Source organism: [Zimmermannella] faecalis ATCC 13722, assembly GCF_000381765.1.
GTDB classification, from domain to species: domain Bacteria; phylum Actinomycetota; class Actinomycetes; order Actinomycetales; family Microbacteriaceae; genus Gulosibacter; species Gulosibacter faecalis.
The window spans coordinates 226,688-240,131 of record NZ_KB907076.1; the positions used below are offsets into that span (position 1 = coordinate 226,688).

Here is a 13,444-nt window from a genome sequence, read left to right on the forward strand (position 1 = left end):
CCGGCTAGTCTGAACACAATGCGGTTCTTCTTCGACGCCCGGTACATTCGCACTGATTTTCACGACGGGATCAGCCGATACACGGCCCAGCTCGGCAGCGCGGTGCACGCGCTCGCGCCCGACGAGGTGACGTTCCTCATTCACGACGAGCGGCAGCTCGAGCACCTGCCCGCCGGCGCATCCTGGCTGCTGTTTCACTCGAACGAGTCGGCGCTCGAACCGATCGCGGCGCTGAAGCTGAACAAGTACCGCCCCGACGTGTTGTTCTCGCCGCTGCAGACGATCGGCACCGCGGGCCGCAAGTTCAAGGCGATCGTGTCGCTGCACGACCTCATCTACTACCGCCACCGTCGCCCGCCGACGAACCTTTCGCCGCTCGTGCGCATCGGCTGGCGCGCGTACCACCTCACGTACTGGCCGCAGCGCGCGGCGCTGAACGGGGCGGATGCGGTGGTCACGGTGTCAGAGACGTCGCGCCGCGAGATTCTCGGGCATCGCCTCACGAAGCGCCCGGTGCACGTGATCCCAAACGCCCCGAACGACCTGCGTGAGCGGCTCCCCGACGGCGCCGACCCGGCGGCGGGCACCGGCCGGAACCTCGTCTACATGGGTTCGTTCATGCCCTACAAGAACGTCGAGACGCTGATTCACGGCATGGCGCACCTGCCGGGCCGCGCGCTGCACCTGCTCAGCCGCATAGCGCCCAAGCGTCGCGCCGAGCTCGAGGCGCTCATCGACGCGACCGACCTCGCGCCGGGCGCCGAGGTCGTGCTGCACGGCGGCGTGAGCGACGACGAATACGCCGCCCTGCTCGCCGACGACGCGCTGCTCGTCACCGCCTCGCTCGACGAGGGCTACGGGCTGCCGATCGCCGAGGCGCTCGCGCTCGGCGTGCCCGCGGTCGTGAGCGACCTCGAGATCTTCCACGAGGTCGCCGGCGACGGCGCGCGCTACTTCACGGCGCAGGACCCCCGCGAGTTCGCGACCGCGGTGCAGTCGGTGAGTACACCGCAGGCGCGCGCGCAGGTCTCGGACGCCGGCATCGCCCACATCGCGCGGTTCACGTGGAAGGCCTCGGCTCACCGACTCCTCGAGGTCGCGCGGTCGCTCAGCAACCACTCACCCAGCGGACACTGAGTACGCTGGGCCGGGTGAGCCCCGAACAATCCGCCGAAGCGCGTCTCGTCCAGCCCGCCGCATCCCTGCCGCCGCGGCAGGTGCAACTGCCGCACGGCACCGGCACTGCGCCCTACACCGCCGTGCTCTGGGACCTCGACGGCACGATCAGTGACTCGGCGGAGGGCATCGTCGACGCGATGCGGCGCACGTACGACGTGCTCGGCCTCGACATTCCGAGCGACGAGACGCTGCGCAGCTACGTCGGGCCGCCGATCATCGACACGTTCCGCGCCGAGGGCCTCGACGACGCGATTGAGCTCACGCACGCCCTGCAGACCTACCGCGAGATCTACAACGAATCGGGGCTGCTCGCCTCGCCCGAATTCCCCGGCGTCGGCGCGATCATTCGCGACCTGCACGCCGGGGGCATCCCGCAGTCGACCGCGACGAGCAAGCCCGAGTCGGCCGCGGCGCGCGTGCTCGAGTCGTACGGGCTCGCCGAGCAGTTCGAGTTCATTACGGGCGCGACCGACGACGAATCGCGGTCAGAGAAGGCCGACGTCGTCGCCGAGGCGCTCCACCGCCTGCGCGGCGCGGGCCACGACCTCTCGAACGTGCTCATGATCGGCGACCGCTTCTACGACGTGCAGGGCTCGCTCGCGCATGGCGTGCCCTGCACGTACATCACGTGGGGCTACGGCCGACTTGGTGAGGAGGCCGACTCGGTCGCCGTCGCGACGACGCCGGATGAGCTTCGCGAGGTGCTCGGCATCCATCGCTCGTAGGTTGGGGCGACGCCTGCCGTTCTGAGAGGGTGGAGGCATGACGCCTCGCCTCCGCTCGCGACCCGCCATCCGTTTCTCGGCCGGTGCGCTCGCCGCCGCTCTCGTCGCCGTGCTGCTCCTCGTGTTCGCACCCTCGGGGCAGGCCCGCGCAGACGTCGAGAACTTCAACTTCTCGAGCTGGCGCACCGAGATCGACGTTTCGGTCGACGAGGGGCTGTTCGGCGGGCAGGTCGTGCGCTCGGACTTCACCGAGACGATCACCGCAGAGTTCCCCGACTTCGACCAGAACCGCGGCATTGTGCGCGCGATTCCGGTCGAAATGGGCGAGTCAACGATGCGCATCGAAGACGTGTCGGTCACCGACCCCGACGGCAACCCCGTGCCGTACGAGACCGAGCAGGAGTGGGGCGCGAACGACTACGTCATTCTCGTCGGCGACGACAACTACGTGCAGGGCTCGACGACGTACGTCATCAAGTACTCCCTCGTGAACACGCTCACCGAGCGCGACTACACGAACCCCGAGGCGATGTACGCGCCGAACCTCACGCCGCCGTACCGGCAGCAGGCGATCGACTCGTTCTCGGCGCAGGTGCGCATCGACACGACACTCTGGGATGCGGTGCAGGAGCTACCGTCGTGGAGCGACGAGCCCGGCTACGAGGGGCTCGACGCGAACTGCTTCGTCGGGCAGGCCTTCAGCGACGTCCCGTGCGCGTTCGACGTCGTGCCCGGCGACGAATATGAACCGGGCACTGACGACTTCACGCCGTCCGAGCCGCTCGATGCGAGCACGACGGTCATCACCATCGCGCCGATCGAGCTTGGCACGAACGACGTCACCCTCGACCTGCGCATGTCGGGCGACTCGGTGCAGCTGCCGAACTGGTTCGAGAAGCTCAGCACCACGCAGCAGCTCAACTTCGGTGCCGTCGTGCTGCTGTTCTTCGTCGCCATCGCCGCCTTCATCGCGCTGCAGCGGTCGCGCAAGCCGAAGCCGCTCACCCCGATCGTGACCCGGTACTCGACCGACATCTCGCCGATTCGTGCGGCCGTACTGCTGCAGGCGGGCCGCGAGCCGAAGGACCGCCCCGCGTTCAGTGCCCAGGTGCTCGACACGGCCGTGCGCGGCGGCGTCACGCTCGAAGAAGAGGCGGAGCGGCGCGGCAAGCCGCTCGTGCGGGTGCGGTTCGCGAATGAGCCCGAGGAACTGCCGTCGCAGACGCGCAAGTTCCGGAACCAGGTGCTGCGGATGAATCAAGAGGGCGAGTCGACGCTGCTCGCGCCGAACAGCAAGAAGCTCGCGGATTCGTGGCGCAAGTTCGCGAATTCGGCGGTGAAGGGCGTGCACAACGCGAAGCTCGCCGAGGTGTCGTCCGCGGTTCGGCTGCGCAAGCGCATCACCGCGCTCGCACTCGCGCTGTTCGTCGCCGCGGTCGTGCTCCTCGTGATTCAGTGCGGTCACGTCGCCGAAGACCTCATGTTCGTGCCGATGGTGTCGGGGCTCTTCGGGATCGTCGGGCTCATCACGCTGTTCGGGGTGCTGGCGACGAACGAGCGCCAGCTCACGCACGAGGGCCGCGTGGCGCTCACCGAGCTTCACGGCCTACGCCAGTACCTCGAACTCGCCGAGGAGGATCGCCTGCGTGCGCTGCAGGGCCCCGAGACGGCCGAGCGCGTGACGGGCGCGGGCCCCAACCCCATCGAGGTGATTCACGTCTACGAGCGGCTCCTCCCCTACGCTGTGCTGTTCGGCATGTCCGACGAGTGGGCCGAGCTCATCGAGACGAAGTACCAGGAGGCGCAGGCGCAGCCCTCGTACGTGAGCGGACGCGCCGCCGGCATCGTCTGGGCGAATCAGCAGATCGGCATCGTGAACCCCACCTACACGTCGCCGAGCTCGGGGTCGGGCTACTCCGGCTCGTCGAGCTCGTTCTCGGGCGGCGGTTCGGCCGGCGGCGGCTTCGGCGGCGGCTCGGTCGGCGGGCGGTAGGCGTCAGGCAACCGGCCGACACGGCTCGGGCGTCAGCTTTCGGGCACGGGTACCCTCGGTGGAATGCTCGCTCTTTCTGCCGCTCCCGTCGCAACGGGGCTCCGCGACGTGCTCGACCCCGAGACCCTGCTGCCGGCGCTCGGCCCGTGGGTACTCGCCGGCGTCGCCGTCATCATCTTTATCGAGTCGGGGGTGCTGTTCCCGTTCCTGCCGGGTGACTCGCTGCTCGTCACCGCGGCGATCCTCTCGCCACAGCTGCACCTCAACCCGTGGGTGGTCGCGGTGGTCGCGCTCGCCGCGGCGATCGCGGGCGACCAGGTGGGCTACTGGCTCGGGAGCCGGTTCGGGCGACGGCTGTTCAAGACGGATGCGCGGCTGCTCACGACCGAGCGGCTCGAGACCGCCGAGCAGTTCTTCGCGAAGTACGGGCCGTTCGCGCTCGTGCTTGGCCGGTTCGTGCCGATCGTACGCACGTACGTACCCCTCGCGGCCGGCACCGCGGCCCTCGCGTATCGCCGCTTCGTCATGTGGAACGTGCTCGGCGCCGTCACTTGGGTGGGAAGCCTGACGCTCGTCGGCGTGCTGCTCGGCGGCATCCCGTTCGTGAAGAACAACATCGACGTGCTCGCGATCGTCATCGTGCTCGTGTCGGTGCTGCCCGTCGTCATCGGCGCGTTCCTTCGCAGCCGCCGCGAGCGCCGCGAACGCGCCGAGATCCCCGCAGACTCCATCGCGAACTGACGGCAATTTGCGGCATTTTCGCTGAAAATGCCGCAAATTGCCGTCAGTCGGCGGAGGTGGGGTGCCGCCTAGTCTTCGTAGCCGGGCGCGGGCTCGACGCCGAGGAAGTCCTCGTAGTTCGCGGCGCCCGACTCGTGGTACGCCTTCGCCGCTTCGACGCCAATGAAGCGGTAGTGCCACGGCTCGAACTCGTACCCGGTCGTCGCGGTCTCGCCGTCGGGGTAGCGCAGAATGTAGCCGTACTCCCACGAGTGCTTCACGAGCCACGCGCTCGCGTCGGTTTCGGCGAAGCACTCGGTGAGGATGCAGTCGGACTCCCCCGGCGCCGAGATGTCGGCGGCGAGGCCCGTCTGGTGCTCGCTCGATCCGGGGCGGGCGCTCGTGAGGTCGGCGGCCTTCTGCCCCATGTCGTCGACGTAGCCGTCGTAGAGCTCCGTCTGCAGGTCGTAGTCGCGGTAGCCGCTCGTCATGTCGAGCGTGTGGCCGGCCTTCTCGGCGGCCTCGTACATGTCCTCGAACGCGAGCGCGGCGTCTTTGCGCAGCGAGTGATCGTTCATTGACGGCAGCCCGAGATCGGTGATCTTCACGAGCGGCTTCGGCGCGTAGTCGACGGGTTCGAGCGAGTAGTGCTTGTTCACGAGCACCGTCACGCTGTCGCCCGACGAGATGTCGTAGTCGAGCGCGGTTGCCGGTCGCCCGTCAGCGCCTGGCGTCGCGGTCGCGCCCGGCGTCTGGCCGCCGGGCGTCTGCGTCCCGGTCGGCGCGGCCTGCGTGCCGGTCGGTGCGGTGTCGGTGCCGGGGATGCTCGAGTCAGTACCAGTGCCAGTCCCGGCGCCAGTCGTCGACGCCGAGGGCTCGACGACGGTGAGCACGTTCGCGGGGGCGCCCCAGTCGGTCACGGCCGCGAACCCGAGGCCCACTACCGCGAGCGCGGCGACGCCAGCGAGGCCCACCGCCCAGCGCCGCTTCGTAAAGTTCGGGGAGCCGGTCGCGGCTTCGGCCGAAGGTTCGGGCGGCGTGCTCGGTGTCGACGTCATGTGTCACTTTCTCGGGGGAACGAACGTAGTTTCGCACGCCCAAGCGGTGCTTCAGTCGAGCGGCGCGCCGGTCTCGTCGTCGGGGCTCGGCCGCCACACGACGATTTCGTTGCGGCGCACGCGCTGGCCGCGGGCGACCGCGATCACCTCGCCGTAGCCGGCCGCGAACACGCGCTCGCGGGAGCGCTGGCGGTGCGACTCCACCTCGCTCTCAAGCTCGCGCACGCGGCGCTTAAGCTCCTGCACCTGCTCGCGCAGGCGCACGACGTGCGAGATGCCTTCGAGGCCGACGCCTGCCTCGCTCAGGGCGCCGATGTCGCGGAGCTTCGCGACATCGGCGAGCGAGTACCGGCGCACGCGACCCGCCGTGCGGGCCGGCACGACGAGGCCGAGCCGGTCATACTGCCGGAGCGTCTGCGGGTGCATACCCGCGAGCTCGGCGGCAACGGCGATGGGGAAAACGGGCGCGTCTTCGTCAACGTCGTGCGGATCAGTCGAGCGCATCATCTTCCCCTCCCTCTGTTATTGGATGTGTCGTGTATTGGATGTGGTGGTTATTAGTCGTGCTTAGCTGCGCGCCTCGCGCAGCAGGTCGTCGCGCGGGCTCTCGGGGCCACTCGCCGCGACAAAGTCGTCGAGCGCGCGGCGCTGCTCGCTATTGAGATTCTGCGGCACGGCGACCTCGATGCGCACGAGCAAGTCGCCGGCGCCGTGCTTCTTCGGCACGCCGCGGCCCTTCACGCGCAGCCGCTTGCCCGACTGCGAGTGCGCCGGAACCTTCACCCGAACGGTCGTGCCGTCGGGGGTCGGCACCTCGATGTTCGCGCCGTTCACGGCTTCGGCGAACGTCACCGGCACCGTGACGACGATGTTGTCGCCGTCGCGCGAGAACACGGGGTGGCTGCGCACTGACACCTCGAGAATGAGGTCGCCGGGCTCGCCGCCGTTCGGGCTCGCCGCGCCCTTGCCGCGCAGGCGAATCTTCTGCCCATCCTTCACACCGGCGGGAATCCGCACCGTAATGACGCGGCCGTCGCCGGCCTGCAGGTCGATCGTGTCGCCGCGGAACGCGGTCATAAAGCTCAGGGTCGTCTGCGCGCGCTGGTCGGCGCCGCGCTGCGGGCCGGCCTGGCCGAAGCCGCGGCCGCCGAACCCGCCGGCACCCTGGCCGAACATGCTGAAGAGGTCTTCATAGCCGCCCGCGCCGGGCGACTGGCGGTACGAGTACTGGCCGCCGCCCTGGTTGAACAGCCCGCCGAAGAGGTCTTCGAAGCCGGCCTGCCCGCCGGGGCCACCGGGGCCCGCCGAGAACCGCGCGCCCGAGCCCATCGCGCGAATCTGGTCGTATTCTTTGCGCGTCGTGGCGTCGCTCAGCACGTCGTACGCCTCAGAGATTTCCTTGAACTTCTCTTCGGCGGCCTTATCGCCCGGGTTTGAGTCGGGGTGATACTTGCGCGCGAGCTTGCGGTACGCCTTCTTCAGCTCGGCATCGCTGATCTCGCTGTCGACCCCGAGCGTCTTATAGAAGTCTTTTTCAAACCAGTCCTGGCTGGCCATGCACTACTCCTTTCGGGCGGTGAAACCTGGGGCTCACCGCCGGGCGGATGGGGGATACGGGTGGTGGTGCACCGGCCGCATCCCCCATCCGGGGCCGCACTGCGGTGCGAATTAGGCGCCGGGAACGAACACCGCGACCTTGGCGGCGCGAATCTCGCGGTCGCCGATGCGGTACCCCACCTCGACGACGTCGGCGATGGTCGCCTCGGTCACCTCGGGGTTCGGCAGCTGCGCAATCGCTTCGTGCCGCTGCGGGTCGAAGGGCTCGCCCTTCTCGCCATAGCGCTCGACGCCGAGGCGTTCGACGCTCGCGCGGAGCTTGCTCGCGATGACCTGGAACGGGCTGCCCTCGGGCAGGTCGCCCGCGGCGTCGGCCCGGTCGAGGTCGTCGAGCACGGGAAGCAGCTGCTTCGCGGCCTTCGCGGTGGCGAGGGCGGCGAGCTCCTCCTTCTCGCGCTCGGTGCGGCGCCGGAAGTTCGCGTACTCGGCCTGCACCCGCTTGAGGTCGGCGAGGTAGCCGTGCGGGTCATCCTGCACGGCCTCCTCGTCGGCCACGACCTCGGCATCATCAGCCTGGTCGGCGGCGGGCTTCGAGTCGCTCGCGGCGGATGCGCTCATCGCCTCCTCGAGCAGCGTGTTCAGCTCCTCTTCGGAGATCGTGGGCAGCTCTTCGCCGGTCTCCTCGGCCGAACCCTGCCCACGAACCTTCCCGGTGGTGGGGTCGATGCGTCGCTTGTCGTTGACGATCGGCTCCTCGCGCTCGTTCTGGTTGTCGTTCGGGTTCTCGTCGCCCATGGTTACTTGCCCTCGTCCTTACGGTCGTCTTCGTCGTCGACGATCTCGGCGTCAACGATGTCTTCGTCGTCGCTCGAGGTCGCTTCGCCCTCGGTGGGCGCCTGCGGAGCCTCGCCGGCCTCCTGCTGCGTGGCGTAGAGCGCCTGGCCGAGCTTCGTCTGCGACTCGTTGAGCTTCTCGAACGCGGTCTTCACGGCCTCGTCGTCTTCGCCCGCGAGCGCGGTCTTCAGCGCGTCGACATCAGCCTGCACCTCGTTCTTCACGTCGGCGGGGAGCTTCTCGTCGTTCTCCTTGATGACCTTCTCGACCTGGTAGGCCGTGGTCTCGGCGACGTTGCGCTGCTCGGCAGCCTCGCGACGCTTCTTGTCCTCGGCCTCGTTCTCCTGCGCCTCGCGCACCATGCGGTCGATGTCCTCCTTCGGCAGGCTCGAGCCGCCGGTGATCGTCATCGACTGCTCCTTGCCGGTGCCCTTGTCGGTCGCCGAAACGTGCACGATGCCGTTCGCGTCGATGTCGAAGGTCACCTCGACCTGCGGAATACCGCGGGGCGCGGGGGCAATGCCGGTGAGCTCGAAGGTGCCGAGCGGCTTGTTGTCGCGCGTGAACTCGCGCTCGCCCTGGAACACCTGGATCTGCACCGACGGCTGGTTGTCTTCGGCCGTCGTGAAGGTCTCGCTGCGCTTCGTCGGAATCGCGGTGTTGCGCTCGATGAGCTTCGTCATGATGCCACCCTTGGTCTCGATACCGAGGCTGAGCGGGGTGACGTCGATGAGCAGCACGTCCTTGCGCTCGCCCTTCAGCACGCCGGCCTGCAGTGCCGCGCCCATGGCGACGACCTCGTCGGGGTTGACGCCCTTGTTCGGCTCCTTGCCACCGGTGAGCTGCTTCACGAGGTCGCTCACGGCAGGCATACGGGTCGAGCCACCGACGAGCACCACGTGGGCGATGTCGGAGACCTTCACGCCGGCCTCGGCGATGACGTCGTTGAACGGCTTCTTCGTGCGCTCGAGCAGGTCGCTCGTGAGGTCCTGGAACTTCGCGCGGCTGAGGCTCGTGTCCAGGTTCGCGGGGCCGTTCTCGGTGAGCGAGAGGTAGGGCAGCTGGATGCTCGTGTTGCTCGAGTTCGACAGCTCCTTCTTCGCCTGCTCGGCGGCCTCCTTGAGGCGCTGCAGCGCGATCTTGTCGTTCGAGACGTCGACGCCGGTCTGCTTCTTGAACTCCTCGGTGAGGTACTTCACGACGCGGTCGTCCCAGTCGTCGCCACCGAGGCGGTTGTCACCGGCCGTGGCGCGCACCTGAATCGTCGAGAAGTCGTCGTCCTTGCCCACCTCGAGCAGCGAGACGTCGAACGTACCGCCACCGAGGTCGAAGACGAGAATGAGCTCGTCTTCCTTGCCCTTGTCGAGGCCGTACGCGAGGGCCGCGGCGGTGGGCTCGTTGATGATGCGCAGCACGTTGAGGCCCGCGATCTCGCCGGCCTCCTTCGTGGCCTGGCGCTCGGCGTCGTTGAAGTACGCGGGCACGGTGATGACGGCGTCGGTGACCGAGTCACCGAGGTAGGTCTCGGCGTCGCGCTTGAGCTTCGAGAGGATGCGCGCCGAGATTTCCTGCGGCGTGTACGTCTTGCCCTCGACCGACTTGGTCCAGTCGGTGCCCATGTGGCGCTTCACCGAGGCGATGGTGTGGTCGACGTTCGTGACCGCCTGGCGCTTCGCGGTCTCGCCGACGAGGACGTCGCCGTCCTTCGCGAACGCGACAACCGAGGGGGTCGTGCGCAGGCCCTCGGCGTTGGCGATGACCTTCGGCTCGCCACCCTCGAGAACCGCGACGACGGAGTTGGTCGTACCGAGGTCGATACCTACTGCACGTGACATATGTTCTGGCTCCTTGTGAGTTGGAAAGTTCTGCTCGACCGGGCTCTTCGAACCCTGAGTCGATCTAGCTCAAGTCTAATGTTGAGCCGCAGCGTGTCAAGTTGCGAAAGCTGAGAGTTGAGTGAACCCGACTCAAGTCTTGTGGCGCGCATCCGACCCCTTACCGCCGCCTGCGGCCGCGGCTATCATTACGACAACACGTAGTTGCCAAGGAGGTGGGCTGCAGGATGCCCGGAACACGAACTCGCGAACGCGGCGAGCTCGAGACGCAGATTATGCGCGTGCTCTGGAACGCCGAGGCGCCACTTTCCGCCCGCGACATTCAGACGAGCTTCGAGGCCGACCACGACGACGCGCTCGACGGCCCGACGCCCGCGTACACGACGCTCGTGACGGTGCTCGGCCGCCTCGAGAAGAAGGGCGCCGTGCAGCGCGAGGCCACCTCGCCCCGCAAGGTGCGCTACCGCGCCACCCGCTCGCAAGAAGAGCAGGCGAGCAAGCAGATGCTCGCGGCGCTCGACCGCGTCGCCGACCGCGAGGTCGCGCTCATGCAGTTCGCCGGCAACCTCGACGGCGACGACCTCGACTTCCTACGTCGCGCGCTCGACGGCGGCGGAGCTGCCACCCGCTAGCGCGGCCGCCATGATCCCCGGCCTCGTCGCCCTGCTGCTCGCCTCGGTGCTGCTCATCGTCGCACCGAAGCTCCTCGCGCGCGGCACGTGGCAGGTGCTGCATCCGGTACGCGCGCTTGTGCTCTGGTTCGCGAGCTTCGCGGTCGGCAACCTGCTCGCCGGCTGCGCCATCGTCTTCGCGGTGAGCGACGCGCTCAACCCGCCCGAGCATCCGGTCGTCACCGCCGAGTTCGACGCCGTCGTGTCGTTCGCGACGCCCGTACTCGCGCTCGTCGTCGTGGTCGGCACGATCTTCACCGTCACCCGCGAGGCCGAGCCGGTGCTCGAGGGAGAGCGCGAGCTCATCGACGAGTTCCGCTCGCACGCCGTCGGGGTCGACCGCCGCCGCGGCGTGACGCTCGTGCGCATCGACACCCCGCGGCCGTTCGCGTGCGCCGTTCCCGGCACGACCACCCACGGCCAGGCCGAGATCTTCTATTCGACCGGGCTCGAGGAGATCCTCACCCGCCCGCAGTTGCAGGCGGTACTCGCGCACGAGTACGCGCACCTTAAGCAGGGCCACGGCTGGCTCGTGCGCATCGCCGAGACGAACGCGCGCACGCTGCCGCACTGGCTCGCCGCGAGTACGGGGCTGCAGCGCGCGACCCGGCTGTTCACCGAGCTCGCCGCCGACGACGCCGCGGGCACGCAGGCCGGCGCCGCAAACCTCGCGAACGCGCTTGTGCGCATGGCCGCGGCGACGAACGACCCCATCGCCGAGGTGCGGGCCGAGCGGCTCACGCGCCGACGCTGGCCGCGCCCCTCGGCCGAGCGCGTGCCCGAGCCGATTCGCCTCGGCGTCACCGACGACGCCTAGGATTCGGGGCGTGAGCACCAACGACGCCCCCACCGGCGAGCGGGCCGACGCCGCCCCGCTCGAAACGATCGACGGCACCACGCTGACCCCGCGCGAGCAGCGCCGACAGGCCTTCGCGTGGCAGCTCTACGACGTCGGCAACTCGGCGTTCCAGGCGATCGTCGTGACGTTCGTGTTCGCGACCTACCTCGCCTCCGACCTGTTCCTCGACCCGGCCGCGGTCGCCGCGGGCGCCGCCGACCCGAACGACCCGGTCTACCTCGCCGCCCAGGCCGGCTCGCAGCAGGTGATCTCGGGGCTCGACCTCGCGGCGGCGATCATCGTCGCGATTCTCGCGCCGGCGCTCGGCCGCACGACCGACGGCTCGGGGCGACGCAAGCTGCTGCTCGCGGTGTTCTCGGGCATCACGATCGCGGCGATGCTCGCGATGTTCCTCGTGTTGCCCGACCACAAGTTCCTGTTCTTCGGGGCGCTGCTGCTCGCGCTCGGCATCGTGTTCTCTGAGCTCGCGGGAGTGAGCTACAACGCGATGCTCTCGCAGGTCGCGACTCGCGAAAACGTCGGGCGCGTCTCGGGCACGGGCTGGGGCCTCGGCTACATCGGCTCGATCGTGCTGCTGCTCGTCGTGCTCGTGCTGTTCATTCAGGACTTCAATGGGGATGCGCCGGGCGCGGGCATCTTCGCGACCCCCGCCGGCACCGACGGCCAGGCCCTGAACATCCGCCTCACGATCGTCGTCGCGGCGCTCTGGTTCATCGGGTTCCTCATTCCGATCCTCCGGCGCGTGCCCGAGTCGGCGCACCGCCGCGACGTGCCGAAGGTGTCGCTGCTGCAGGCGTACGCCGAGCTGTGGCGCACGATCGTGCACCTGTGGCGCACCGACCGCAAGCTGCTGCAGTTTCTGCTCTCGAGCGCGATCTTCCGCGACGGGCTCAACGCCGTGTTCGCGTGGGGCGCCGTGCTCGCGGCGCAGGTGTACGGCTTTTCGGGCAGCGAGGTCATCTACTTCGCGGTGTTCGCGAACCTCGTCGCGGGCATCGGCACGCTCGTCGCCGGCCGGCTCGACGACCGCCTCGGCCCGAAGCCGATCATCGTCGGAGCCCTCGCGCTCATGCTTATCGCGGGCGGAGTGCTCATGGCGACGCCGAACGAGAAGGTGTGGTTCTGGGTGATCGCCGGCGTGCTCTGCCTGTTCGTCGGCCCGATCCAGACGGCGTCACGCACGTACGTGTCGCGCTCGGTGCCCTCGGGCCACGAAGGCGCCGTGTTCGGGCTCTACGCGACGACGAGCCGCGCCGCCGGCTGGATCGCAAACCTGCTCTACTTCGCGTTCATCTCGTGGCTCATGGTGCCGAAGGCAGGCGTGTGGGGCATTCTGCTCACGCTCGCGATCGGCCTCGCGATCATGCTGACGGTACCGGCGAAGCCTCGAGTGGCTGCGCTTGGCGCGACACCGGAACAGCGCTGAGGGTTGGCTCACTGAGGCTCGGCAGCGCGTCGAGGCTCGGCTCTCGGTCGCCCTGCGCGCCGCGGACGAGCCGCACGTCGGGCTTCGACGCGTTCGGCCAGCGCCACACGGGCTCCTCGAACCGGGCGAACCCGAGCTTCGCGTAGAACCGCTCGGCGCGCTCGTTGCCGTCGAGCATCCAGAGCCAGGCGGCGCGGTCGCCGAGCACGGCGTCGACGAGCGCGCGCCCGAGGCCCGTGCCGTACGCGGGCGCGAGGGTGTAGAGCGTCTTGAGCTCGGTCGCGTTCGGCGAGTCGCCGTCGACGCTCGGGCGGGCGAGCGCGAGTCCCGCGGGCTCGCCGTCGACAAAGCCGATCGCGGGCCGCACCTCGGGGTCGGCCTCGGCGTCGGCGAACGCCTCGAGCCACGTTCGCTCGCGCGCCCCCGGTTGATTCAGCTCGTCGATGCGTTCCTGACGGATCTTCCCGGCGTAGGTCTCCTGCCAGGCGCGGCTGTGGATGCGCACGAGGTCGTCGAGGTCGGCGGCGGTTGCACGGCGGATGTTGATTTCGGCCATGCGGAAAAGGCTAGCGAGCACGCTGGCCGCG

Annotated in this window: 13 protein-coding genes; 7 read left to right on the plus strand and 6 right to left on the minus strand. The window is 68.9% G+C overall.

Annotated elements, in window-relative coordinates:
* The first annotated feature begins 18 nt into the window (after positions 1–18).
* From G328_RS0105505 to G328_RS0105520, 4 genes are all read left to right on the plus strand, one after another.
* The gene (locus G328_RS0105505; protein WP_019618343.1) at positions 19–1,137 is read left to right on the plus strand and encodes a glycosyltransferase family 4 protein; all 1,119 of its coding nucleotides are present in this window, start codon (positions 19–21) and stop codon (positions 1,135–1,137) included.
* 14 nt (positions 1,138–1,151) lie between these two features.
* Positions 1,152–1,904, plus strand: a complete 753-nt coding sequence (locus tag G328_RS0105510; RefSeq protein ID WP_019618344.1) for an HAD hydrolase-like protein — start codon at positions 1,152–1,154, stop codon at positions 1,902–1,904.
* Positions 1,905–1,941: 37 nt separating this feature from the next.
* On the plus strand, positions 1,942–3,897 hold the full coding sequence (locus tag G328_RS0105515) for a DUF2207 family protein (RefSeq protein WP_019618345.1): 1,956 nt from the start codon (positions 1,942–1,944) through the stop codon (positions 3,895–3,897).
* A 63-nt stretch (positions 3,898–3,960) separates the two neighbouring features.
* Complete coding sequence (locus G328_RS0105520; protein WP_019618346.1) at positions 3,961–4,638, plus strand: DedA family protein; 678 nt, start codon at positions 3,961–3,963, stop codon at positions 4,636–4,638.
* A gap of 68 nt (positions 4,639–4,706) precedes the next feature.
* Here the strand turns inward: G328_RS0105520 and G328_RS14375 are convergent, their stop codons facing one another.
* The 5 genes from G328_RS14375 to dnaK all read right to left on the minus strand — a co-directional run bounded on the left by G328_RS14375 (position 4,707) and on the right by dnaK (position 9,901).
* Positions 4,707–5,675: a M15 family metallopeptidase gene (locus G328_RS14375; RefSeq protein ID WP_019618347.1), complete on the minus strand. Its 969-nt coding sequence runs from the start codon at positions 5,673–5,675 to the stop codon at positions 4,707–4,709.
* Positions 5,676–5,726: 51 nt separating this feature from the next.
* Positions 5,727–6,182, minus strand: a complete 456-nt coding sequence (locus G328_RS0105530; protein WP_019618348.1) for a heat shock protein transcriptional repressor HspR — start codon at positions 6,180–6,182, stop codon at positions 5,727–5,729.
* 60 nt (positions 6,183–6,242) lie between these two features.
* On the minus strand, positions 6,243–7,232 hold the full coding sequence (locus G328_RS0105535) for a DnaJ C-terminal domain-containing protein (RefSeq protein ID WP_019618349.1): 990 nt from the start codon (positions 7,230–7,232) through the stop codon (positions 6,243–6,245).
* A 111-nt stretch (positions 7,233–7,343) separates the two neighbouring features.
* A complete protein-coding gene (locus G328_RS0105540; protein ID WP_019618350.1) occupies positions 7,344–8,027 on the minus strand; it encodes a nucleotide exchange factor GrpE in 684 nt (227 codons plus the stop codon).
* Between the two features lie 2 nt (positions 8,028–8,029).
* A complete protein-coding gene (dnaK, locus tag G328_RS0105545; RefSeq protein ID WP_019618351.1) occupies positions 8,030–9,901 on the minus strand; it encodes a molecular chaperone DnaK in 1,872 nt (623 codons plus the stop codon).
* A 227-nt stretch (positions 9,902–10,128) separates the two neighbouring features.
* On the opposite strand from dnaK, the gene G328_RS0105550 reads away from it, so the two are divergent.
* Genes G328_RS0105550 through G328_RS0105560 form a run of 3 tightly spaced genes read left to right on the plus strand, consistent with a single transcriptional unit; the run spans position 10,129 to position 12,857 of the window.
* The gene (locus G328_RS0105550) at positions 10,129–10,533 is read left to right on the plus strand and encodes a BlaI/MecI/CopY family transcriptional regulator (RefSeq protein WP_019618352.1); all 405 of its coding nucleotides are present in this window, start codon (positions 10,129–10,131) and stop codon (positions 10,531–10,533) included.
* A gap of 10 nt (positions 10,534–10,543) precedes the next feature.
* A complete protein-coding gene (locus G328_RS0105555) occupies positions 10,544–11,389 on the plus strand; it encodes a M56 family metallopeptidase (RefSeq protein WP_019618353.1) in 846 nt (281 codons plus the stop codon).
* Positions 11,390–11,399: 10 nt separating this feature from the next.
* Positions 11,400–12,857 carry an MFS transporter gene (locus G328_RS0105560; protein ID WP_019618354.1) on the plus strand — a complete coding sequence of 486 codons (1,458 nt, stop codon included), beginning with the start codon at positions 11,400–11,402 and terminating at the stop codon, positions 12,855–12,857.
* Here the strand turns inward: G328_RS0105560 and G328_RS14380 are convergent.
* Positions 12,793–13,413, minus strand: coding sequence for a GNAT family N-acetyltransferase (locus G328_RS14380; RefSeq protein ID WP_019618355.1), 621 nt, complete (start codon positions 13,411–13,413; stop codon positions 12,793–12,795). The two genes, G328_RS0105560 and G328_RS14380, sit on opposite strands and share 65 nt — an antisense overlap.
* Between the last annotated feature and the right edge of the window lie 31 nt (positions 13,414–13,444).